Here is a 21,576-nt window from a genome sequence, read left to right as displayed (position 1 = left end):
CCCCCCCCCCCCCCCCCCCCCCCCCCCCCCCCGCCCCGGTTTTTCTGTGTGCGAAGCCCGGTTGACAGCCCCCTGTAAGCGGGCGTATGATGATACGGATTGGAGGAATGAAGGGTGGCAACCATTTTTCTGGCGCTCATTTATGCGTCGTTTATCAGCCTGGGCCTGCCGGACGCAGTGCTGGGCGCGGCCTGGCCTGTTATGGGAAAGGAGCTGGCCGTGCCCGACGGGTATGCGGGCCTGGCGTCCATGGTCGTGGCCGCAGGTACGGTGGTGTCCAGCCTGCTGGCGGACCGCATGCTGTCCCGGTTCGGCACCGGGCGGGTCACGGCCGTCAGCGTGGGGATGACCGCGGCTGCGCTGCTGGGCTACAGCTGTGCCCCCAGCTTCGGCTGGCTGCTGGTGCTGGCCCTGCCGCTGGGCCTGGGCGCGGGCGCGGTGGACACGGGCCTGAACAACTTTGTGGCGCTGCACTATCAGGCGCGCCATATGAACTGGCTTCACTGCTTTTGGGGCCTGGGGGCCATGCTGGGACCGCTGGTCCTGGCGGGCGTGCTGGAAAAACCCGGCGGCTGGCGCACCGGTTACGGCATTTTGTCCGGCATGCAGTGGGTGCTGGTGTCGATTCTGGTGCTGACGCTGCCGCTGTGGAAACGCTTTGGTGACAGCGGCCCCGCCCGGCAGGCGGCGCGCCGCCCGGGCGCGGGCAGTGTGGTGCGGCGGCCCGGCGCAGCCGCCCAGATGATGAGCTACTTCTTTTACTGCACCATCGAGTCCACCACCGGTCTGTGGACCGCCACCTGGCTGGTGGATTGCCGGGGCGTGGGCGTGTCCACGGCCGCGGCCTGGGTTTCGCTGTATTATCTGGGCATCACGGGCGGGCGCTTTCTCAGCGGCTGTGTGACCCGCTGGTGCTCCACCAATACGCTGATCCGCCTGGGCGAGGGTGTGTGCATGACGGGCATGGCGGCACTGGTGCTGCCGCTGCCCGTGTGGGTCTGTCCGGTGGCGCTGGTGTTCATCGGGCTGGGGTATGCGCCCGTTTATCCGGGTATGATGCATGAGACGCCCCGCCGCTTCGGCGAGGACTGCTCGCAGGCCATGATCGGCCTGCAGATGGCCAGCGCGTATTTGGGCTCCACGCTGATGCCGCCGCTGTTCGGCGTGCTGGCAGGCGTTGTGAGCGTGGGATTGCTGCCCTGGTTTTTGCTGGCGGGCGCGGCGCTGCTGACGCTGTGCGGCGAGCGCACCATCCGCAGCACCCGGCACATCGAAAAAGAAGGCGTTTGAAATGTGGCTTTTTTCGCGGCGGGTTCGGCGTTTTTCGCGGGCATTACCGCCGTGCTTTCCAAGTGCGGCGTGCGCCGCACGGATTCGGACGTGGCCACGGCGGTGCGCACCGCCGTAGTGCTGGCCTGTGCCTGGGTCATGGTGTGGATCACCGGCGCGCCCCTGGGCCCCGTACCGGCCGGCGCGTGGCTGTTCCTGGTGCTGTCGGGCCTGTCCACAGGCGCGTCCTGGGTGTGCTACTTCCGGGCACTGGCCAGGGGCGACGTCAGCCGGGTGGCCCCGGTGGACAAGTGCAGCACCGGCCTGACCGTGGTGCTGGCCTTTTTGCTTTTGGGCGAGCCGGTCACGCTGTGGAAACTGGCGGGGCTGGTGTGCGTCACCGTGGGCGCTGTGGTCATGGCGTACCGGCCCGGTGCGCCCAAAGGTCCGGCGGGCGGTTCCTGGCTGATGTGGGCGGTGCTCTCGGCGGTGTTCGCCAGCCTCAGCTCCATTTTCGGAAAGGTGGGCATGGCGGGCGTTGATTCCAACCTGGGCACGGCGCTGCGCACCGCCGTGGTGCTGGTCTTCGCCTGGACGCTGGTGCTGGTGCGGGGCAAGGGACAGCTGGTGCGCGCCATTCCGCCGGGAGAGGGGCGCTTTCTGGTGCTGTCGGGCCTGTCCACGGGCGCGTCCTGGCTGTGCTACTACAAGGCGCTGCAGTCCGGTCCGGCCAGTGTGGTGGCCCCGGTGGACCAGCTGAGCATTCTGGTCACCACGGCGGTCTCCGCTGCGGTGCTCCATGAGCCTGTCACCCGAAGGACCGCCGCGGGTCTTGTGTGCCTGCTGGCAGGCGTTTTGTGTATGCTGATTTGAAATTTTCTCTTGAAAAATGCGGCCAATCGCAGTATAGTGATAAAGAACAAACGGATCATCTTTCAAAAGGGAGCTCGCAAACGGGCTGAGAGGAAGCTGTGCGCTTCGACCTGTGACCTGATTTGGGTAATGCCAACGTAGGGAAATCATTCCACGCTGTGAACATCACGGAGCGTCTTTTCCTTGCGGAAAGGTGCTCCGTGATTTTTTTAACTGGAGGAATGTTTTTATGTTCGGAACCTGCCTGGAAAACGTGCGCGCACGCACGCCCCTTGTGCACAACATCACCAATTACGTCACGGTCAACGACGTGGCCAATATCCTGCTGGCCAGCGGCGCCAGCCCCATCATGTCCGATGACGTGGGCGAGGTGGAGGAGATCACCACCATCTGCGCCGGTCTGAACATCAACATCGGCACCCTGAACGCCCGTACCATCCCCGCCATGTTCGCCGCGGGCAAAAAGGCCTGCCAGCTGGGTCACCCCGTTCTGCTGGACCCGGTGGGCGCGGGGGCCAGCTCTCTGCGCACCAACACCGCGCGCCAGCTGACGGAGCAAATCGACTTTACCGTGATCCGGGGCAACATCTCGGAACTGAAGGCACTGGTGGCGGGCAGCGGTTCCACCAAAGGCGTGGACGCGGACGTGGCCGACGCCGTCACCGAGGACAACCTGGCCGAGGGCGTGGCCTTTGCCAAAGCGGCCGCCGCGCGCTTCGGCTCCATTGTGGCCATCACCGGCGCCATCGACCTGGTGGCCGACGCCAACACCTGCTATGTGATCCGCAACGGACGGCCGGAGATGGGCCGCATCACCGGCACCGGCTGCCAGCTGTCCGGCCTGCTGACCGCCTATCTGGCCGCCAACCCCGGCAACGAGCTGGAAGCTGCCGCCGCGGCCGTGTCCTCCATGGGCCTGGCAGGCGAACTGGCCTGGGCGCGCATGAACCCGGACGACGGAAATTCCACCTATCGCAACCGCATCATCGACGCCATCGATCACATGGACGGCGCGACGCTGAACGGAGGAGCCAAGTATGAAGTGCGATAAAAAAGACCTGCTGCTGTACGGCGTCACCGACCGCACCTGGCTGGACGGCCGGGATCTGGCAGACGTGGTGGAGCAGTCCATTCTGGGCGGCGTCACCATGGTGCAGCTGCGGGAAAAAGATCTTGCGCACGACGCTTTTCTGGAGGAAGCGCGCCGCATCGGCCAGATCTGCCGCCGCCACGGCGTGCCCTTCCTGATCGATGACGACGTGGAGCTGGCCGCCGCCGTGGGCGCGGACGGCGTGCACGTGGGCCAGCACGACATGGAGGCCGGCATGGCCCGGGCCAAAGTGGGGCCGGACATGCTGCTGGGCGTGTCGGCCCAGACCGTGGAACAGGCGCTGCGGGCGCAGGCCGCGGGCGCGGACTATCTGGGCGTGGGCGCCGTGTTCCCCACGGGGACGAAAACCGATGCCGAAGCGGTCAGCTACGACACGCTGAAGGCCATCTGCGAGGCCGTGGACATCCCGGTGGTGGCCATCGGGGGCATTGGCCCGGACAATGTGGCCAAACTGGCGGGCAGCGGCATCTGCGGCGTGGCCGTGGTCTCGGCCCTGTACGCGCAGAAAGACCCCTGCGCCGCGGCCAGGACCCTGCTGGAGCGCACCAAAGCCATGGTGGAAGCATGAGGGGAGCGATCTTTGATCTGGACGGCACGCTGGTGGATTCCATGGACCTGTGGGACCGGGTGCCGGGCATGCTGGTGCGCGGGTTCGGCAAAGAACCCGCCGCAGACCTGCCCGCCCGGCTGGCGGAGATGGACCTGCCTCAGGCCGCCCGCTATCTGATCGACACGTACGGCCTTCCCTGCACCACAGACCAGCTTCTGCAGCGGGTGGACCAGCTGGTGGACGAGCAGTACCGCTGCCACGTGGCGCTGAAGCCCGGGGCGGCCCGTTTGCTGGAGACGCTGGCGGCCCGGGGCGTGCCCATGTGCATCGCCACCGCCAGCGAGGAGCATCAGGCGCGGCAGGCCATGGAGCGGCTGGGCCAGTGGAAACATTTTTCCTTTGTGCTCTCCTCGTCCCAATACGGGCCCAAGACCCGCCCGGACATCTATCGGGAAGCTGCCCGCCGTCTGGGCGCGCAGCCCCGGGACATTGTTGTGTTTGAGGACGCGCTGCACACGGCCCGCACCGCCAAACAGGCGGGCTTTTTGGTGGCGGGCGTGTACGAGCCCTCTGCCGAAGCAGACAGCGCACAGATGCGCGCCGTCTGCGACTGGTATCTTCCGCGCCTGGACGACGAGGCCTTTCTGGCGCGGCTTTGACAAGTGAATACGCGGCAGACCGGGGGCACCACTCTCTGTCGCGCTAAAAAAATAGTGCTGAAACGAAGGGAGAAAACAACATGAGAACAGCATTATCGATCGCTGGAAGCGATTCCAGCGGAGGCGCCGGGATTCAGGCAGACATCAAGACCATGCTGGCCAATGGCGTATTCGCCATGACGGCCATCACGGCCCTGACCGCGCAGAATACCACCGGCGTCCGAGACATTCTGGAAGCGACCCCCGCCTTTCTGGGCGAGCAGATCGACGCGGTCTTTGAGGACATCCGGCCCGACGCGGTGAAGATCGGCATGGTCTCTTCCACACAGCTCATCGAGGTCATCGCCCAGCGCCTGACGTTCCATCAGGCGAAAAACATTGTGGTGGACCCGGTGATGGTGGCCACCAGCGGTTCGGAGCTGATGCGCACCGACGCGGTGGCGGCTTTGCAGGAGAAACTCATCCCCTTGGCGGCCGTGGTCACCCCCAATATTCCCGAAGCGCAGATCCTGTCCGGCATGACCATCCGGGACGCCGCAGACATGGAGCGCGCGGCCCGGGCCATCGGCGACAGCTGCGGCTGCGCGGTGCTGCTCAAGGGCGGCCACAGCGTCAGCGACGCCGACGACCTTCTGTATGCGGACGGCAGCGTGCAGTGGTTCCGGGGCCGCCGTATCCCCAACCCCAACACCCACGGCACCGGCTGCACCCTGTCCAGCGCCATCGCGGCCAATCTGGCCAAGGGCTTTTCGCTGGACCAGTCCGTGCGCCGCGCCAAGGAGTACATCTCCGGCGCGCTGGGCGCCATGCTGGACCTGGGCAGCGGCAGCGGGCCCATGGACCACGGGTTCGACATCCACTCCGCATTTGCAGAGGAGGCGTGAACCGTGGGGGAAAAACGAACGTCCGTCTTTGAAAACAGCCTGATCTGGTTCGGCGCGGCCGTATCCATCGCCGAGATCCTCACAGGCACTTATTTCGCGCCGCTGGGCTTTGCCAAAGGGCTGGCGGCCATTCTGACAGGGCACGTCATCGGCTGCCTGCTGCTGTTCGCGGCAGGGCTCATCGGCGGCCGCGCCCGCAAAAGCGCCATGGAAACCGTAAAAATGAGCTTCGGCCAGAAGGGCGGCCTGCTGTTTTGCGTTTTGAACGTGCTGCAGCTGGTGGGCTGGACCGGCATCATGATCTACGACGGCGCCCTGGCTGCGGACGGCCTGTGGGACCTGGGCAACTGGGTCTGGTGCCTGGTCATCGGCGCGCTCATCACCCTGTGGATTCTGGTGGGCGTGCGCAACCTGGGCAAAGTGAACACGGTGGTCATGGCGGTGCTGTTCGTCACCACCATCGTGCTCAGTGTTCTGATTTTCGGCAAGGGCGGCGCTCTGGCCGCCGGTGATGACAGCCTGTCCTTCGGGGCGGCGGTGGAACTGTCCGTGGCCATGCCCCTGTCCTGGCTGCCCCTGATCAGCGACTACACCCGCACGGCGGAAAAACCGGGCCGGGCGGCTGCGGCCAGCGCCGTGGTGTACGGCGTGGTCAGCTGCTGGATGTACCTGATCGGCATGGGCGCGGCCCTGTTCACCGGCGAGTCCGACGTGGGGCTCATCATGGCCCGGGCGGGCCTGGGCGCGGCAGGTCTGGTCATCGTGGTGTTCTCCACCGTGACCACCACCTTCCTGGACGCGTATTCCGCGGGCGTGTCCACCGAGTCGCTTTCGCCCCGCATCCAGGGCAAGTGGATGGCCGTGGCGGCGGCAGTGCTGGGCACCGTGGGCGCCATTGTGTTCCCCATGGACAACATCACCGATTTTCTGTACCTGATCGGCTCGGTGTTCGCACCCATGATCGCCGTGCAGATCGCGGATTTTTACATTCTGCACCGGGACAAAGCCGGCTGTGCCGTGGACGTGCGCGGCCTTGTGCTGTGGGCCGTGGGCTTTGCGGCCTACCGGCTGCTGATGCAGGTGGACCTGCCCCTGGGCAGCACCATTCCGGACATTGCGCTCACGGTGGTGCTGTGTGTGGTCGCGGACAAGCTGTTCGCCAAAGCAAAGGCATGAAAAAACGGGAAGCCCGGCCAAAGCTTCCCGTTTCTTTATTGGATGGTGCCGGCCATTGCTTCCAGCGTCTGCCGCAGAACCTGCACCAGCCGGTCTGCGTCGGCCAGATCGACGTTGGGCAACGGCGCGCGCAGAATGTAGTCCTGCCGGGCCGGGTCCTGCGCCAGCTCAAAGGGAGTGCCGCCGGCCTGCAGCCGTTTGTGCCACTGCTGCTGGCAGGCGCGGTTGCGGCCCGAAAGCCATACCTCCAGCCGGAACGGACGGTGCACAAAGACCACCGCCAGCTTCAGCCCCAGGCCCTTCAGCGCAGGGCTGGCGCACTGAAAATAGGAGTAGTCCATGGCGTTTTCCACAATGCCGCCCTGAAAGGTGTATGCCGGCATCTCCTGTTCCAGCCGAACGCGCAGAAACCGGAACATCCGGACAAACTCGGCGTAGGCGTCGGCCAGCCGGGTGGTCTGCAAAAGCTGGCGGTAAAGGGCCAGAAGCTCCCGGTCAAAGGTCAAGAAAATCCCTCCTCAGGGCACCAGCTGCTCCAGATCGTAGGGAGTGGACTGGTATACGTAGTAGTTCAGCCAGTTGGAGAACAGCAGGTTCGCGTGGCTGCGCCAGCGGAAAATCACGTCGTTGGCCGGGTCGTCGCCATAGAAATAGTGCTTGGGCACCTCAATGGGAAGCCCCTTGCCCAGGTCCCGTTCGTACTCGGCCCGCAGGGTGTCCTTGTCGTATTCCATGTGGCCCAGAATAAAGATCTGCCGGCCGGAATCCGTGGCCAGCAGGTGCAGCCCGGCCTCGTCGCTCTCGGCCAGCACACGCAGGGCGTCCACCTTGTCCACATCCGCGCGGCGCACTTCCGTGTGGCGGGAGTGGGGCGCGTAGAACACCTCGTCAAATCCGCGCACCAGCGGGTTTTTGGGGCGGGTCACCCGGTGGGGGAACACGCCGAACACTTTCTTTTCCACCGGGTATTTGGGCACGCCGTAGTGGTAGTACAGCGCGGCCTGCGCGCCCCAGCAGATGTGCATGGTGCTGTAGACGTGGGTGCGGCTGTAGTCCATCACGGCGCACAGCTCGGGCCAGTAGTCCACCTGTTCGTATTCCAGCTGCTCCACGGGCGCGCCGGTGATGATCATGCCGTCGAACCGCTCCGAGCGGATCTCGTCAAAGGTCTTGTAAAACGCCTCCAGATGGGCGCCGGACACATGGGTGCTCTCGTGCGAGCCCATGCGCAGCAGCGTCAGCTGCACCTGCAGCGGGCTGTTGGCCAGCACCCGGGCAATCTGGGTCTCGGTGGCGATCTTGGTGGGCATCAGGTTGACCAGCAAAATGCGCAGCGGCCGGATGTCCTGGCTGATGGCCCGGGCCTTGTGCATCACAAATACATTTTCGTCTTCCAGCGCCTGAAACGCAGGCAGTTCCCTGGGAATAATCAACGGCATGAGGAAGTTCTCCTTTCCAACGGTTTACTGTTTATTGTACGAAAACACCCCCGCTCCGTCAAGCATCTTGACGGCAAATGGTATACTGAAAAAGAGGGCCGCAGACAGGCCCGTCCGGAAAAGGAGCGTGTGACTATGAACGTGTTGATGCTGAACGGAAGCCCCCATCGAAACGGAAATACCGCCCTGGCGCTGCGGGAGATGGAAGCGATTTTTGCCCAGCAGGGCGTGACCACAGAGATCCTGCACATCGGCGGGCAGGACATCCGAAGCTGCATTGCCTGCGGCGGATGTGCGAAAACCGGCCGCTGTGTGTTTGAAGACGCGGTGAACGCCGCGGCGCTCAAGTTCGCGGCCTGCGACGGCCTGGTGGTGGCCAGCCCGGTGTATTACGCGGGGGCTAACCCCACGCTGACCGCCTTTTTAACGCGGCTGTTTTACAGCACCTCCTTCGACAAGACCATGAAGGTGGGCGCGGCGGTGGTGTGCGCCCGCCGGGGCGGCCTGTCCGCAACCTTTGACGAGCTGAACAAGTTCTTCACCATCAGCGGCATGCCCGTGGCTTCCAGCCAGTACTGGAACAGCATTCACGGCCGCCTTCCCGGCGAGGCCGCACAGGACGCCGAGGGGCTGCAGACCATGCGCACCCTGGCCCGAAACATGACCTTCCTGATGAAGAGCATCGCCCTGGGCAAAGAGGCGTACGGCCTGCCCGAGACAGAGCCCCGCCAGAGCACCCATTTTATTCGCTGAACGCCAAAAAGCCGGCATGGCCACTGCCATGCCGGCTTTTTTTCATGTTTCAGCTGCGGTGAAACCGGGCCTTCCACACGCCGGCAAAATACCGGGCGGTCAGCCAGAAGCAGCGCAGTGCGTTGTCGGCGATCATGCAGACCCACACGGCCCGCAGCCCCATGCCCAGCCAGCGCACGCACACAAAGGTCAGGCACACGCGCACCACCCACATGCACACCGTGGAGCACACAAAGGGCCCGCGGGTGTCGCCAATGCCCTGAAATACGCCTTCAAAAATGATGAACACCGCAAACAGCGGCTCGGAAACAGCCACCATGCGCAGCAGCACCGCGCCGGTCTCCACCACTTCCCTGTCCGGGGTGAACAGAGCCATCATCCGGTCCGGGAACAGAAACAGCCCCAGCGCCATCAGGCTCATAATGGACACCGCCAGCACCAGTGAGGCGTGCACCACCTGATGCAGCTCTTTTTCACTGCGGCGGCCCAGGGCGTTGCCCGACAGGGTGGACGTGGCCGCCTGCATGCCGTAGCCCGGCACGTAGAAGGCCTCTTCGGCGGTCAGCGCAATGGAGTGGGCGGCGGTGGCCAGCGTTCCCAGCCCGGCCACCAGTGAGGTGAACACCACCTGCCCCATGCAGGTGACCACGCGGTTCAGCGTCACGGGAATGCCCACCCGCACGATCTCGCTGAGCACGGGCTTGTCCAGCTGCAGCTTCCGGCCGCGCATGTTCAAAAGAGGGTGGCGCAGCGCCGCCGCAAATATCATGGTCCCGCCCAGGCACATGGATACCGCCGTGGCGATGGCCGCCCCGGCAATGCCCCAGCCCATGCCCGGAATGTGCACCGAGAAGCCCAGGATGTGAAAGGTCTGCCCGCTGGAGATGAACAGCTGGTTCAGCACAATGTTGCACAGGTTCATCACGCCGTTGACCACCATGGGGGTTTTGGTGTCGCCCACCGCCCGCAGGACCGACGCAAAGATGATGGAAAACGAGCGGAACAGCATGGGCGCGCAGATGATGGCAAAATAGATGGAAGCGTCCCGGTGCAGCGAGGGGTCCGCGCCCATCCAGCCCGGCAGGAAGGGGCTGGCGGCCAGCGTAGCTGCGCCCATGACAAGGCCCAGCGCCAGGGCGATCCACACCGCCTGACTGCTGGCGGCCCGGGCCTTTTCCAGATCGTTCTCTCCGATGGATTTGGCAATCAGCGCCAGAACGCCCACGCCCATGGCGAACAGAGGGCTGTTCACCAGCCAGGTCACGGTGATGGTCAGGCCCACCGCCGCCGACGCCTGCGCGCCGATCTGTCCCACCATGGCGGTGTCCGCGTACTGCACCACGGTTTGAAGTGCCTGCTCGATCACAGTGGGGCCGGCCAGCAGAAACAGCGAGCGAAGCATCGCGGATTGTTCGGTTTTGGTTTGTGCGGTTCTCGCCATACTATACCACCTTTCCGGCAAACTCTACAAAAGGGGCGGCGGCCCTTTCAACAAAGCGTGGAAAAAACCGCCGAGCGACAAAAAAAGCCCCAAACAAGCTTGACGCTCTCTCCGGGACTTGATAGGATGAGACTTGGGAAATAGACCAAAAAACCGAAGATGTATCGGCTTTTATTGGGCTGTTTTATCAACTTCATTGTAACACGGGAGGGTTTCTTATGTCAAATATCACAATGCAGGACATCGCGGTCATGAGCGTGCAGTACGTGCAGCACACCTTCGAGTTCTACCTGGACTCCATGCGCCGCTGCGGTCTGAAAAACGTCGATTTGTGGGGCGGCGCGCCGCACTTCTGGCGGTACGACTATGCCTCCAACCAGGCGGTGGCCCGCCGCATTGCCGAGATGCGCCGCCAGATCGAGGACATGGGTATGAAGGTGGTCATTTACACGCCGGAGACCCTGGGTTATCCCTTCAGCTATTCCAATCCCCAGCAGGCCCTGCGGGACCGCACCATCGACTTCATGGAAGCCAGCATGGAGGACGCGCTGAACTTCGGCACCGACAAGGTGTTCCTGAACACCGGCTGCCATCCCCGGGATCTGGACCGGGAAGAGGGCTGGAAGCGCACTGCGGACAGCATCGGCCGTCTGGCCGCGCGGGCGGAGCGCCTGGGCGTGAAACTGGTGCTGGAGCAGCTGCAGCCCTATGAGAGCAACCTGCTTTTGAACTTGGAGGACATGAAGCGCATGCTGCGGGAAGTGAACTCGCCGGCTCTGGTCACCTGCGTGGACCTGGTGGCCATGGAAGTGGCGGGGGACACCCTGGAGGACTTCTGCACCCAGCTGGGGGACAAGATCCAGTGGATCCACTACTCCGACAGCCATCACGAGATCCTGGGCACCGGCGAGTACGGCCGCGCCAAGCTGGAAGGGTACATCCGCACGCTGGAAAAACACAACTATCAGAACTGCATCGATCTGGAGATCAACGACTCCATCTACTGGGAGGACCCGCACGCGTCGATTCAGCAGTCGGCCGATTATCTGCGCACCTTCCTGCCGGAGCGCTGAGCAAACCGAGGAGGGCGCGATCATGAAACATGCATTGGTGACAGGGTATTTGAACGGAATGGGCAAAGGCACCTACGAGGCGCTGCAGAAGGCCGGCTACCAGGTGATCGGCTGGGACATTCTGGACCAGACCGATGCCGTGGACGTGAGCAGCGTGGAAAGCGTGCGCGCGGGCATTGCCCGGTTCCCCAAGGACCTGAAGCTGGACGCGGTGGCTCTGTGCGCGGGCATCTGGTCCGAGGCGCCGTTTTTGCAGACCACCGTGGAGCAGTGGAACGATCTGATGGGCACCAACGCCTTCGGCATTTTCAACTGTGTGCAGCAGCTGGTTCCCCACATGAACCCCGGCGGCGCCTTTGCGGTGATCGCCTCGGCCTCGGCCATGCGGGGCGTGAGCTTCGAGTCGGCGTACAGCGCCTCCAAATTCGCCGTGGCCGGCTTTGTGGAAGCCGTGGCCCGGGAGCTGGCGGCCCCGCCCCGCAGCCTGCGCATCAACGCCGTGTGCCCGTTCTACGTGCGCACGCCCATGACGGACCGGGCGCTGATTGAAAAAGAGCGCCTCACGGGCATTTCCGTGGAGGAGAGCTACCGGTTGGAGGGCGCCGAGGTGCCCCTGGGCTACGTGGCGGAAAAAGAGGACATCGCGGACTTTATGGTCGCCCTGCTGGGCCCGGCCAGCCGGTACGTCACCGGCGCGGTGATCCCCATCACCGGCGGCGCCCACTGCGGATACGGCGCGGTGCTGTCCTCCTACAACGAAAAAGAGAATTACAACGGGTGACCGGCGGCGCATGCCCCGGCCCCTGCAAACGCCCCCGGCGCGGCCGGGGGCGTTTGTGTCTTGTCCCAACAGAAAACCACCCGCCCCCATTCGGGCGGGTGGTTTGGATTCAAACAGGGAAGACGGCTGTTCAGCTCTTCTGCGCCGCTTCCTTTTTCACCGAGCGGCGATGCAGCAGCGTCATCAGCACCAGCAGCGCCGCCACACCGGCCAGCAGGGTCAGCCACACGTTGCCGTCGGTGAAGCCGGCCACCAGGTAGCCCACGATGCAGCAGCCGCCCACCAGCAGCGCGTAGGGCAGCTGGGTGGACACGTGCTGCACATGCTCGCAGCCCGCGCCCGTGCTGGACAGGATGGTGGTGTCGGAGATGGGGGAACAGTGGTCGCCCATCACGCTGCCGCCCAGGGTGGCAGCCAGCGAGACGATCAGCAGATGGGGGCTGATGGCGGAGGCCACCGGGATGATGATGGGGATCAGGATGCCGAAGGTGCCCCAGGACGTGCCCGTGGCGAAGCTGAGGAAGGCAGCCACCACAAACACAATGGCGGGCAGCAGGCCGCCGGGAATGCTGCTGGCAACCATCACGTCTTTCACGTACACGTCGGTCTCCAGCAGGCCGCACACGCCGCTGATGGTCCAGGCCAGCACCAGAATGGTGGCCGCGGAAACCATGTTGCTCATGCCGGTGCTGACGCCCTTCATGAACTCTTTAAAGGACATCAGGCGGCGGGGCACATACTGCACGAACGCCACAAACAGCGCGCCCAGCGAGCCCCAGCACAGCGCCTCGGCCGCCACGCTGTTGCCCAGGGCCGCGGTGAACTGATAGCGGAACGCGGGGTCCTCGCCCCAGAAGCCGCCGATGTACAGCATGCTCAAAATGGAGAACACGATCAGAGCCGCAATGGGCACCACCATGTCCGCCACACGGCCCTGTTTCTGGCCCTTGGGCAGATCGGTGACCTCGGTCTGCACCGCGCCGATGTCGCCGGTCTGGCGCGCGTGCTGCTCGGCCTTTTCCATGGGGCCGAACTCCATGTCCTTGACGCTCAGAATGACCACCATGGCCAGCGTCAGCAATGCGTACAGATTAAAAGGAATGGTGGCGCAGAAAGCCATGAAGTCGCTGTCAAAGCTTCCGGTGCCCCGGATGTAACTGCTGACCGCTGCCGCCCAGGAAGAAATGGGGGCGATGATGCACACGGGCGCAGCCGTGGAGTCGATGATGTACGACAGCTTTGCCCGGGAGATATTGTACCGGTCAGTCACGGGCTTCATCACCGTGCCCACCGTCAGGCAGTTGAAGTAGTCATCGATGAAGATCAGGCATCCCAGCGCGCTGGTGGCCAACAGGGCCGAGCGCTTGGTGCGCAGGCGTTTGCTGGCCCACTCGCCGTATGCGTTGGATCCGCCGGTCAGCGTGACCAGATGTACCAGCGCTCCCAGCAAAAAGCAGAACAGCAGAATGTACAGATCGATGCTGTTGAGCGCAGTGTCGAACAAAGTGTCCACCGGGCCGATAAGGGGATGAAGCCCCGCCATGGCGGTGTAGATGATGGTGCCCGACAGAATGCCCACGAGCAGTGAGGAAATGACCTCTTTGGTGATGAGTGCCAATACAATGGCAAGGACCGGCGGCAGCAGTGAGAGCCAACCGGCATAGACGACGTCCATGATAACATCCCTTTCTATGCTTTTTGGGCGAAAATCGCTTTTCACCGTTTATTTACAAGCGCGCGGCACGCGTCTGCAACAAAAAAATGAGCCGGGAAGAACAGAAGATACAAAAGCGCAGCTTGTATTTCGTGCATTTTCCCCAAATGACAAAATTTTTTTTCATTATAGACTGATTCCCCTCTTACTGCAACGGAAAAGTGACATCTTTCCGGAATTTCGGGAAAACAACCAGATTTTCCGGGATGCTCTACATGACTTCAACAAAAATTGGACCACTTTGAAAAAAGCAACTAAACCATTTGGCCGGATGGTCCATTTGCCGGCCGAAAACCAAACCAGTTTTTGGTTTTTCCACCGAAAAACCTTCTTTTTTTTCGGTCAACCGTTCCATTGACGCAGATTCGGGGCCGCGTTATACTATGGGTGAAGTGGTTTAAAAAAACCATGCACATATCTGTTTAATTAACAAGTTCTGCATGAAAACAGACCAGGAGGGATTTGTGAAGATGAGAGCAGCAGCGATTGGTGATAACTGCATCGACCATTACACCGAGTACACGGATCACGAAGGCCGTGTGTTCAAAGACCGGAAGTATCCCACGGGCAACGTGGTGGACACCGGCGTGAACCTGCAGAAGCTGGGCGTGCCCACCGCCATCATCAGCACCACCGGCAGCGACGAAAACGGCCGCTGGATGCTGGAGACGCTGAAAGAGGAAGGGCTGGACGTCAGCCACCTGAAGGTGGGCGACGGCCCCACGGCCATCACGTATATGACGCTGAACGGCAACGACCGCGTGCACGGCGATTACATCGAGGGCGTGCTGGAGAACATCGTGTTCGACGAAGAGGACATCAACTATGCAGCGTCCTGCGATCTGGTGCACACCGCGCTGTGGGGCAACGCCGAGAACACGCTGCCGGCCATCAAGGAGCGGGGCAATGCGCTGATCAGCTTTGACTACGCCGACCGGCTGGACCATCCCCTGGTGGAGAGCACTCTGCCCTATGTGGACATCGGCTTCTATTCCTATCACAAAGACCGGGATGAGTTCATCCGCAACTTTTTAAAGGACAAAGTGGCCCGGGGCATGAAGGTGGCGGTGGCGACCTTCGGCGAGCAGGGCAGTCTGGCCTGGGACGGCAAGGAGTTTGTCAGCTTCGGCATCATCCCCGCCAAACAGGTGGTGAACACCGTGGGCGCGGGCGACAGCTTTATCGCCGGGTTCCTGCACGGCTATCTGAATCACAAGCCGCTGGTGGAATGCCTGGAAGAGGGCGCCGGTGTGGCGTCCCGTGTAGTGGAAGTCTTTGAGCCTTGGGTCAAGGAAGACAAATAAACAAACGGTTTGATTTGAAGGAGGTTCCCATGATGATGAAACTTGGCATGTTTACGTCCGGCTATCAGCGCAATCCGCTGGAGCACTGCTTTGCCGATGCGAAGGAGTTCGGCTACGATTACATCGAGCTGTGGGGCGGCCGGCCCCACGCCTATGCACCGGATCTGAAGGCCGGCGACATCAACGAAGTCAAACGCCTGATCGACAAATACGAAATGCCGGTTCTGGGCTACACGCCGGAACACAACGCCTATCCTTATAATTATATGATCGGCAGCGAAGCCCAGCGCGAGGACGCCGTGGCATACCTGAAGCTGTGCCTGGACATGGCCAAGGAGATGGGCGCCGAATACATGCTGACCAGCCCCGCCAACGGCGGTTATCTGGCAACCTACGAAGAGCTGTGGCCCCGGCTGGAAAAAACCATCCGTGAACTGGGCGAGCACGCCGCAAAAGTGGGTGTAAAGCTGACCGTGGAGGCCCTGACGCCCTATGAGTCCAACTTCTTCACCCGCGCCAACGATCTGGTGGAGCTGTTCCGCCGCATCGACAACCCCTATGTGGTGGGTATGTGCGACGTGGTGCCGCCCTTTGTGCAGCACGAGAGCATCATGGCCTACTTCGACAAGCTGGGCGACAAGATGGACCACATGCACATCATCGACGGCGAGCAGGGCACCGACAGCCACATCATGCCGGGCGAAGGCTCCATGCCGCTGAAGGAGATGCTGTACGAGCTGAAGCGCATCGGATACAACCGCACCGCCACGCTGGAGCTGGTGCTGGGCTATATCAATGAGCCGCGCATGTATGCAAAACGCGCCGTGGACAACGTGCGCGCCATGATGAACGAAGTCGGGTTCTGACCCGTGGCAGCGATCCGCCCGGATCCGGGCGGATCGCGCCTGTCTGTCTAGGAAAGGAAGATGCCCATTGTTTATTGATATGCACGTGTACCCGGCGTTCTTTGAACCCATCAATGAGGACCCCGCCCGGGAGGAGATGCGCCACAACGCGCTGAACATCCACCGCAACGGGACCGCGCCGCTGGAGCACATCTTCAACCAGATGCGCTGCGCCGGGCTGGACAAACTGTGCCTGATGCCTGCGGATTACACCTCCACCCTGGGCTGCGCCGTGGTGGAAAATGAGGAGATCCGCCGCCTGGTGGACCTGGCGCCGGACAAATTCATCGGATTTGCCAGCGTGGACCCCATGGCGCCGGGCGCCCTGGAAAAACTGGAGCACGCGTTCACGGACCTTGGCCTGAAAGGCCTGAAGCTGCATCCGGGCCGCCAGCACTTCTATCCGGACGATGAGCGGCTGGAGCCCTTCTATCAGCTGTGCGAGAAGTACAACAAGCCTGTGATGTTCCATGCGGGCCTGTCCTGGGAACCGGATACCCAGACCGAGTACGGCCGTCCCCTGCGGTTCGAGCGGGTGGCCGAAAAGCATCCCCGCCTGCGCATCTGCCTGGCGCAGTTCGGCTGGCCCTGGGTGCGGGAGACCGCCATGCTCATGGTCAAGTACGAAAACGTCTACGCCGATACCGGCGCGCTGTATTTCGACTGTGCCAAGGAGTTCTTTGTGCAGACCTTTACCAGGGACGTTCCCCTCACCTGGATCGACCGCAGTCTGCGCCATCAGGTGATGTTCGCCTCCTCGAACCCCCGTTTCGAGCAGATCCGCATGGCGCAGGCCATCGGCGAGCTGGGCCTGCGGGACAGCACGCTGGATCTGATCCGCGGGCAGAACGCCATCGATTTTCTGGGCGGGCTGGACTGACCGCACCAGTGGAAAGGAGAACGCGCATGTTTGTCAAGCCCATTACCATTTTGACCAAAACCTACAACGAGATGGATCTGCTCACCCGGCAGGTGGAGCAGATCGTGGCCGAGAGCGGCGTGAAAAACGGCATGGTCACTGTGCTGACAAAGCACACCACCACCGGCGTGACCGTGAACGAATCCCTGGAGTGCCTGGAGAGCGACATCGAGGTGTTCCTGAGCCGGATGGCACCGGAGGATTTTCCGTACAGCCACGCCCGCATGCTCAAGGATTACGGCTCCACCGCGGGCAACCCCACAGGCCATCTGAAGGCCTACATCACGGGCAACCACTGCCATTTCCCCATCATTGACGGCGAGATGGTGCGCGGCGGAGCGCAGGATATCTACTTCTGCGAATTTGACGGCCCGGCCAAGCGCACGGTGCTGGTCATCGTAGAGGGAGAGTGACCCTGTGAGTACCGCGAGGACCGGTTCGTCCGGCCACGCCCGGCCCCGGGACGAAGCCGCCGAACACATCGAGTGTTACATTCTGGAAAAAAAGCTGCCGCCCCACGCAAAGCTGCCCAGCGAGCGGGATATGTGCTCCATGTGGAATTTCAACCGCACCACTCTGCGCAGCGCCATCAAACGGCTGATCGTGGAAGGTAAGCTGTACAACCGAAAAGGCTCCGGCACCTTTGTGGCGCCGCCCAAGCTGGAGCGTGATTTGCAGGACGCCATGTCCGTGTCCGAAGCGGTGTATCTGGCCGGCCGCGTGCTGGAGACCCGGCTGCTGGACCGCCAGATCCTGAAGGCGGACCGCCATGTGGCCCAAAAACTGCAGCTGGAAGAGGGCAGCAGCGTCTTTTACCTGCGCCGTTTGCGCGTGGTGGACGGGGTGCCCCTCATGATTGAGCACAGCTACGTGGACTACAGCCGTTATCCTTATCTGGAACGGTACGATTTCTACGAAGAATCACTGTATTCCGTGCTGGAGTGCTACGGCGTGGGCGTGCATCACGGCCGGGAAGAGGTGGGCATCACCTACACCACCGAGGAGGAAGCGCAGCGCCTGAATATGGAAGAGGGACAGCCGGTGTTCTATCTGTCCGGCGTGTCCAGCGATATCAACGACCGACCCGTGGAATATTTTAAATCTGTGGTGCGCGCGGATCAGGTGCGATTTTCCAGCGTGCTCACCCGCTGAAACAGAAAGGAAGAGATCTTATGAAACTTGCGGCCATCGGAAGCAACTGCATCGACTATTACAACAACGTGGACGGGGGCAAGGCCTACCCCGGCGGCGGTCCCGTCAATATGGCGGTGTACGCTGTTCGTCTGGGCGGCCAGGCGTCCTACATCGGGCCCGTGGGCAGCGATGAGTACGGCAGCATCATGCGGCAGGCCGTGGAAGGCAAGGGCGTGGATGTGTCCCACATGCACGTGAAAGAGGGCGGCACCGCGGTTTCTCAGGTGCAGCTGATCGATGGCGAGCGCGTGTTTGGCGACTACGACGAGGGCGTTCTGACCGACTACACCCTGAGCGAAGAGGACCTGGCCTTCATCGCCCAGCACGACGTGGTGGTGTGCGACTTGTGGGGCAAGGTGGAAGGGTTCTTCGGCCGGCTGGAGGGCATGGGCGTCAAGACCGCCTTTGACTGCGCCACCCGCCCGGGCGACGAGGCCAGCCGCACGGCCATCCCCCACACGGACTATCTGTTCTTCTCCTCGGACGACGGCGACACCGAGACCCTGCGGGAACTGATGAAGGTCCTGCACGGCCAGGGCCCCAAGCTGGTCATCGCCATGTTGGGCGAAGAGGGCAGCCTGTGCTTTGACGGCGAGACGTTCCACAAGTTCGGCATTGTGCCCTGCGAAGATCTGGTGGATACCATGGGCGCCGGCGACAGCTACATCGCAGGCTTTTTGACGGGCCTGGTGGAGGGCCTGCCCATTGAGGACTGCATGAAGAAGGGCGCGGCCAATTCCACCGAGACTCTGCGTTACTTCGGTGCGTGGTAATGGCCGGCATTACCGAACCCCGAACACCCATCTACCTGCAGCTGCGTGAGATCATCCGGACCAAGATCGAGGAAGGGGAGTATCTGCTGGGCACAGCCATCCCCTCGGAGAACGACCTGGCCGAACAGTATGAGATCAACCGGCTGACCGTGCGCAGTGCGGTGGACGCACTGGTGCACGAAGGCCTGCTCAAGCGGGTGCAGGGCAAGGGTGTCTACGTGCTGGGTCCCAAGATCAAGCGGGATCTGGACCGTCTGAACGGCTTCACCCAGACCATTTTGGAGAAAAATGTGGAGCCGTCCACCCGGGTGCTGACCAAGGTGCTGCGCAAAGCGGGCCGCAAGTACGGCCTGTTGTTCGGCATCGACCCCGAGGACGAGATCTACTACGTCAAGCGGCTGTGCTACGCCGGCGGCGAAGCGCTTTCGCTGGAGGAGATCTTCATTCCCCAAAACATCGTGCCAAAGCTGGAAGGCATCGATCTTTCGATTTTTTCCCTGTACGAAGTGTACAATTTCTACGGCGTCCATCTGGCCCGCGCCAGACAGACGCTGGATCTGGCCCAGCTGGAGCAGAAGGACGCCCGGATGCTGGGCACCGACGCAGACCAGGCGGTTCTGCTGTTCGAGTGCACCAGCTACGACGAAAACGACCGCGTCATCGAGTTTTCGCGCAACTATACCCGGGGCGACAAATGCAGCTTCAGCGTGCGTTTCCAAACCTGAACGGACAAATGTCTTTGAATTTCAAGAAGGAGTGTATGAACTATGGTGACAAGTGAAATGTGGAACGAGAAAAAGGGCGCGTGCCTGCGCAGCTTTGACGAGAAGGAAGCAGTGGACAGCGTCAACGGCGCGCTGGCTCTGCGTCCGCAGATCGAAGCGATCATCGACAAAATCTGGGACGAAGGCTTTGACGGCATCTACTTCATCGGCATCGGCGGCACCTACGCCTCCAGCATGCAGGTGGAAGTGTACATGCGCGGCCGGTCGGTTCTGCCGGTGTATGTGGAGAACGCAGCCGAGTTTTTGACCACCGGCAACAAGCGCTTCACCAATAAGTCCGTGGTCATCCTGTCCTCTGTTTCCGGCAACACCAAAGAGATGGTGGAACTGGTGGACCGTGTGCATCAGATCGGTGGTCGCGTGTTCAGCTTCATCGACACTCCGGGCAGCGTGCTGACCCAGCCCGACAAACAGGATTATCTGGTGGTGTATCCCAAGAACGAGCAGCTGAAATTCTACATGGTTGCCAACTACCTGATGTACAAGAACGGCGAGTTTGCTGAGTACGAGCGCTACAACAAAGAGATGGAGGCTCATCTGGCGCAGGTGCTGGCCGACGTGGAGAAGCAGTCCGACGCATGGGCCTATGACTATGCCGAGCGCTGTGTAGCCCAGGCGCATGAGCATCCGGATCTGCCCCGGTACTACATCGGTTCCGGCAACCAGTGGGGCGCTACTTACTCCTACGCCATGTGCTACTGGGAGGAGCAGATGTGGATTCGCACCAAGTCCATCACCTGCCAGGAGTTCTTCCACGGCATGCAGGAGATCATCGTGTGGGATACGCCTGTCACCCTGTTCATGGGCGAAGACGAGCAGCGTCCTCTGGCCGAGCGCGTGGCGCGTTTCCTGCCCAAAGTGTGCGGCAACTACACCATCATTGATACCAAGGAATTTGCGCTGGAGGGCATCAGCCCCGAATTCCGCGGCACGATCTCGCATCTGGTCATGCACGGCGTGAACAACCGCGTGGACGCTTACATGGAGCTGTTCCTGCGTCATCCGCTGTCCATCCGCCGCTACTATCGTCAGTTTGAATATTAATTTGAATGCGCTGGGTCGCCGGAACGAGGCGGCCCTCTTTTATAAAGGAGAGATACACCTATGTTGTGGACTGAAAAAATGTTTGGCGTTAAAAAACCTATTATTTCCATGTTGCACTTGGACGCGCTTCCCGGGGATCCGCGGTTTCATTACGGCGATGTTATGGAGCGCGTTGTGGAGCATGCTCGTGCGGACCTGCATGCACTGCAGGATGGCGGTGTGGACGGCATTATTGTTTCCAATGAGTTCAGCCTGCCCTATGAGCGTCAGATGAGTTTTGTGACACCTGCTGCCATGGCACGCGTGATTGGCGAACTGAAGGCAGAGATTCGTGTGCCCTACGGCGTGGACTGTATTTCGGACGGTCTGGCATCCATTGAACTGGCTGCGGCTGTAGATGCAAAGTTCATCCGCGGCACGTTCTCGGGCGTGTACGTAGGCGACGGTGGCTTGTACAACAACGACTTCTCCTCTCTGCAGCGCCGCAGAGCAGCTCTGCATCTGGACGATTTAAAAATGCTGTATTTCATCAACCCGGAGTCTGACCGCAGCTTGGATACCCGCCCGCTGGCAGACATTGCGAAATCCACTATTTTCAAAGCGCATCCGGACGGACTGTGTATCTCAGCAAATGCCGCCGGGCAGGATGTGGACGACGAATTGATTGCCAGTGTGAAAGCCGCTGCGCCGGAGGTTGTAGTACTGTGTAACACGGGCTGCCGCCCCGATACCATTGAGCGCAAGCTGACCAGTGCGGACGCGGCCGTAGTGGGGACCTATTTCAAGGAGGGCGGCAAGCTGGAGAATGATCGGCTGGAGAATGTGCGCGTGGATGTAAACCGCGTCAGAGAGTTTATGGAAGTGGTCTATAAATTCCGTGAAACACTGTAACTGCTGATGGAATGTGGGGGGGGGGGGGGGGGGGGGGG

The 21,576-nt window shown here is 61.9% G+C and carries 24 protein-coding genes; 20 read left to right on the top strand and 4 right to left on the bottom strand.

What is annotated here, in order from left to right; translation table 11 throughout:
- Positions 1-114: 114 nt before the first annotated feature.
- The 7 genes from WMO24_RS04360 (at position 115) to cytX (ending at position 6,522) form a co-directional block, all read left to right on the top strand.
- Complete coding sequence (locus WMO24_RS04360) at positions 115-1,290, top strand: MFS transporter (RefSeq protein ID WP_349215097.1); 1,176 nt, start codon at positions 115-117, stop codon at positions 1,288-1,290.
- 3 nt (positions 1,291-1,293) lie between these two features.
- Entirely contained in the window at positions 1,294-2,142 is an 849-nt protein-coding gene (locus tag WMO24_RS04355; protein WP_349215096.1) for an EamA family transporter, read from the top strand.
- Positions 2,143-2,371: 229 nt separating this feature from the next.
- On the top strand, positions 2,372-3,193 hold the full coding sequence (gene thiM / locus WMO24_RS04350) for a hydroxyethylthiazole kinase (protein WP_349215095.1): 822 nt from the start codon (positions 2,372-2,374) through the stop codon (positions 3,191-3,193).
- Positions 3,180-3,821, top strand: coding sequence for a thiamine phosphate synthase (gene thiE, locus WMO24_RS04345; protein ID WP_349215094.1), 642 nt, complete (start codon positions 3,180-3,182; stop codon positions 3,819-3,821). Before thiM ends, thiE begins: the two co-directional genes overlap by 14 nt.
- Positions 3,818-4,462 (top strand): HAD family hydrolase, encoded by a 645-nt coding sequence (locus WMO24_RS04340; protein WP_349215093.1) that lies wholly within the window; start codon positions 3,818-3,820, stop codon positions 4,460-4,462. Before thiE ends, WMO24_RS04340 begins: the two co-directional genes overlap by 4 nt.
- An 80-nt stretch (positions 4,463-4,542) precedes the next feature.
- Positions 4,543-5,346: a bifunctional hydroxymethylpyrimidine kinase/phosphomethylpyrimidine kinase gene (thiD, locus tag WMO24_RS04335; RefSeq protein WP_349215092.1), complete on the top strand. Its 804-nt coding sequence runs from the start codon at positions 4,543-4,545 to the stop codon at positions 5,344-5,346.
- 3 nt (positions 5,347-5,349) lie between these two features.
- Positions 5,350-6,522, top strand: a complete 1,173-nt coding sequence (gene cytX, locus WMO24_RS04330) for a putative hydroxymethylpyrimidine transporter CytX (RefSeq protein WP_349215091.1) — start codon at positions 5,350-5,352, stop codon at positions 6,520-6,522.
- A 35-nt stretch (positions 6,523-6,557) separates the two neighbouring features.
- Here cytX and WMO24_RS04325 read toward each other — a convergent pair whose 3' ends face one another.
- Positions 6,558-7,028 carry a DUF7000 family protein gene (locus WMO24_RS04325; RefSeq protein ID WP_349215090.1) on the bottom strand — a complete coding sequence of 157 codons (471 nt, stop codon included), beginning with the start codon at positions 7,026-7,028 and terminating at the stop codon, positions 6,558-6,560.
- A gap of 12 nt (positions 7,029-7,040) precedes the next feature.
- Positions 7,041-7,961: a homoserine O-acetyltransferase MetA gene (gene metA, locus WMO24_RS04320; protein WP_349215089.1), complete on the bottom strand. Its 921-nt coding sequence runs from the start codon at positions 7,959-7,961 to the stop codon at positions 7,041-7,043.
- A gap of 135 nt (positions 7,962-8,096) precedes the next feature.
- Here metA and WMO24_RS04315 point away from each other — a divergent pair, with 135 nt between their 5' ends.
- Positions 8,097-8,714 (top strand): flavodoxin family protein, encoded by a 618-nt coding sequence (locus WMO24_RS04315; RefSeq protein ID WP_349215088.1) that lies wholly within the window; start codon positions 8,097-8,099, stop codon positions 8,712-8,714.
- 49 nt (positions 8,715-8,763) lie between these two features.
- Here the strand turns inward: WMO24_RS04315 and WMO24_RS04310 are convergent, their stop codons facing one another.
- On the bottom strand, positions 8,764-10,155 hold the full coding sequence (locus tag WMO24_RS04310; RefSeq protein WP_349215087.1) for an MATE family efflux transporter: 1,392 nt from the start codon (positions 10,153-10,155) through the stop codon (positions 8,764-8,766).
- Between the two features lie 218 nt (positions 10,156-10,373).
- Here WMO24_RS04310 and WMO24_RS04305 point away from each other — a divergent pair, with 218 nt between their 5' ends.
- Both WMO24_RS04305 and WMO24_RS04300 read left to right on the top strand, forming a co-directional pair.
- Positions 10,374-11,228: a sugar phosphate isomerase/epimerase family protein gene (locus tag WMO24_RS04305; RefSeq protein WP_349215086.1), complete on the top strand. Its 855-nt coding sequence runs from the start codon at positions 10,374-10,376 to the stop codon at positions 11,226-11,228.
- Between the two features lie 22 nt (positions 11,229-11,250).
- Positions 11,251-12,009, top strand: a complete 759-nt coding sequence (locus WMO24_RS04300; RefSeq protein WP_349215085.1) for an SDR family NAD(P)-dependent oxidoreductase — start codon at positions 11,251-11,253, stop codon at positions 12,007-12,009.
- Between the two features lie 130 nt (positions 12,010-12,139).
- On the opposite strand, the gene WMO24_RS04295 is transcribed toward WMO24_RS04300, so the two are convergent.
- A complete protein-coding gene (locus WMO24_RS04295; RefSeq protein ID WP_349215084.1) occupies positions 12,140-13,684 on the bottom strand; it encodes a Na+/H+ antiporter NhaC family protein in 1,545 nt (514 codons plus the stop codon).
- A gap of 16 nt (positions 13,685-13,700) precedes the next feature.
- On the opposite strand from WMO24_RS04295, the gene WMO24_RS04290 reads away from it, so the two are divergent.
- The 10 genes from WMO24_RS04290 (at position 13,701) to WMO24_RS04245 (ending at position 21,538) form a co-directional block, all read left to right on the top strand.
- Positions 13,701-14,081 carry a hypothetical protein gene (locus WMO24_RS04290; RefSeq protein ID WP_349215083.1) on the top strand — a complete coding sequence of 127 codons (381 nt, stop codon included), beginning with the start codon at positions 13,701-13,703 and terminating at the stop codon, positions 14,079-14,081.
- 112 nt (positions 14,082-14,193) lie between these two features.
- The gene (gene frlD / locus WMO24_RS04285; RefSeq protein ID WP_349215098.1) at positions 14,194-15,027 is read left to right on the top strand and encodes a fructoselysine 6-kinase; all 834 of its coding nucleotides are present in this window, start codon (positions 14,194-14,196) and stop codon (positions 15,025-15,027) included.
- Between the two features lie 29 nt (positions 15,028-15,056).
- A complete protein-coding gene (frlC, locus tag WMO24_RS04280; protein WP_349215082.1) occupies positions 15,057-15,893 on the top strand; it encodes a fructoselysine 3-epimerase in 837 nt (278 codons plus the stop codon).
- A gap of 67 nt (positions 15,894-15,960) precedes the next feature.
- Positions 15,961-16,812, top strand: coding sequence for an amidohydrolase family protein (locus WMO24_RS04275; protein WP_349215081.1), 852 nt, complete (start codon positions 15,961-15,963; stop codon positions 16,810-16,812).
- A gap of 26 nt (positions 16,813-16,838) precedes the next feature.
- A complete protein-coding gene (locus tag WMO24_RS04270) occupies positions 16,839-17,264 on the top strand; it encodes a secondary thiamine-phosphate synthase enzyme YjbQ (RefSeq protein ID WP_349215080.1) in 426 nt (141 codons plus the stop codon).
- A 4-nt stretch (positions 17,265-17,268) separates the two neighbouring features.
- Positions 17,269-18,003, top strand: a complete 735-nt coding sequence (locus WMO24_RS04265; RefSeq protein WP_349215079.1) for a GntR family transcriptional regulator — start codon at positions 17,269-17,271, stop codon at positions 18,001-18,003.
- Positions 18,004-18,023: 20 nt separating this feature from the next.
- Positions 18,024-18,818: a fructoselysine 6-kinase gene (frlD, locus tag WMO24_RS04260; RefSeq protein ID WP_349215078.1), complete on the top strand. Its 795-nt coding sequence runs from the start codon at positions 18,024-18,026 to the stop codon at positions 18,816-18,818.
- A complete protein-coding gene (locus tag WMO24_RS04255) occupies positions 18,818-19,543 on the top strand; it encodes a GntR family transcriptional regulator (protein WP_349215077.1) in 726 nt (241 codons plus the stop codon). Before frlD (WMO24_RS04260) ends, WMO24_RS04255 begins: the two co-directional genes overlap by 1 nt.
- A 42-nt stretch (positions 19,544-19,585) precedes the next feature.
- Positions 19,586-20,647, top strand: coding sequence for an SIS domain-containing protein (locus WMO24_RS04250; RefSeq protein ID WP_349215076.1), 1,062 nt, complete (start codon positions 19,586-19,588; stop codon positions 20,645-20,647).
- A 60-nt stretch (positions 20,648-20,707) separates the two neighbouring features.
- Positions 20,708-21,538: a BtpA/SgcQ family protein gene (locus WMO24_RS04245; RefSeq protein WP_349215075.1), complete on the top strand. Its 831-nt coding sequence runs from the start codon at positions 20,708-20,710 to the stop codon at positions 21,536-21,538.
- Positions 21,539-21,576: the final 38 nt, after the last annotated feature.

This window comes from Ruthenibacterium intestinale (assembly GCF_040096265.1).
Lineage (GTDB): Bacteria > Bacillota > Clostridia > Oscillospirales > Ruminococcaceae > Ruthenibacterium > Ruthenibacterium komagatae.
The sequence above is the reverse complement of the archived record's forward strand: the minus strand, read 5'-3'. Positions and strand labels throughout refer to the sequence as shown.

What these genes read in the sequence shown, in the direction of transcription:
- WMO24_RS04315 (WP_349215088.1), top strand. Translation starts at nt 8,097, where the DNA reads ATGAACGTGTTGATGCTGAACGGAAGCCCCCATCGAAACGGAAATACC.
- thiE (WP_349215094.1), top strand. Translation starts at nt 3,180, where the DNA reads ATGAAGTGCGATAAAAAAGACCTGCTGCTGTACGGCGTCACCGACCGC.
- thiM (WP_349215095.1), top strand. Translation starts at nt 2,372, where the DNA reads ATGTTCGGAACCTGCCTGGAAAACGTGCGCGCACGCACGCCCCTTGTG.
- metA (WP_349215089.1), bottom strand. Translation starts at nt 7,961, where the DNA reads ATGCCGTTGATTATTCCCAGGGAACTGCCTGCGTTTCAGGCGCTGGAA.
- WMO24_RS04255 (WP_349215077.1), top strand. Translation starts at nt 18,818, where the DNA reads ATGGCCGGCATTACCGAACCCCGAACACCCATCTACCTGCAGCTGCGT.
- WMO24_RS04305 (WP_349215086.1), top strand. Translation starts at nt 10,374, where the DNA reads ATGTCAAATATCACAATGCAGGACATCGCGGTCATGAGCGTGCAGTAC.
- frlC (WP_349215082.1), top strand. Translation starts at nt 15,057, where the DNA reads ATGATGATGAAACTTGGCATGTTTACGTCCGGCTATCAGCGCAATCCG.
- frlD (WP_349215078.1), top strand. Translation starts at nt 18,024, where the DNA reads ATGAAACTTGCGGCCATCGGAAGCAACTGCATCGACTATTACAACAAC.
- WMO24_RS04295 (WP_349215084.1), bottom strand. Translation starts at nt 13,684, where the DNA reads ATGGACGTCGTCTATGCCGGTTGGCTCTCACTGCTGCCGCCGGTCCTT.
- WMO24_RS04340 (WP_349215093.1), top strand. Translation starts at nt 3,818, where the DNA reads ATGAGGGGAGCGATCTTTGATCTGGACGGCACGCTGGTGGATTCCATG.
- WMO24_RS04290 (WP_349215083.1), top strand. Translation starts at nt 13,701, where the DNA reads ATGCTTTTTGGGCGAAAATCGCTTTTCACCGTTTATTTACAAGCGCGC.
- WMO24_RS04270 (WP_349215080.1), top strand. Translation starts at nt 16,839, where the DNA reads ATGTTTGTCAAGCCCATTACCATTTTGACCAAAACCTACAACGAGATG.
- WMO24_RS04300 (WP_349215085.1), top strand. Translation starts at nt 11,251, where the DNA reads ATGAAACATGCATTGGTGACAGGGTATTTGAACGGAATGGGCAAAGGC.
- WMO24_RS04310 (WP_349215087.1), bottom strand. Translation starts at nt 10,155, where the DNA reads ATGGCGAGAACCGCACAAACCAAAACCGAACAATCCGCGATGCTTCGC.
- frlD (WP_349215098.1), top strand. Translation starts at nt 14,194, where the DNA reads ATGAGAGCAGCAGCGATTGGTGATAACTGCATCGACCATTACACCGAG.
- WMO24_RS04245 (WP_349215075.1), top strand. Translation starts at nt 20,708, where the DNA reads ATGTTGTGGACTGAAAAAATGTTTGGCGTTAAAAAACCTATTATTTCC.
- WMO24_RS04250 (WP_349215076.1), top strand. Translation starts at nt 19,586, where the DNA reads ATGGTGACAAGTGAAATGTGGAACGAGAAAAAGGGCGCGTGCCTGCGC.
- thiD (WP_349215092.1), top strand. Translation starts at nt 4,543, where the DNA reads ATGAGAACAGCATTATCGATCGCTGGAAGCGATTCCAGCGGAGGCGCC.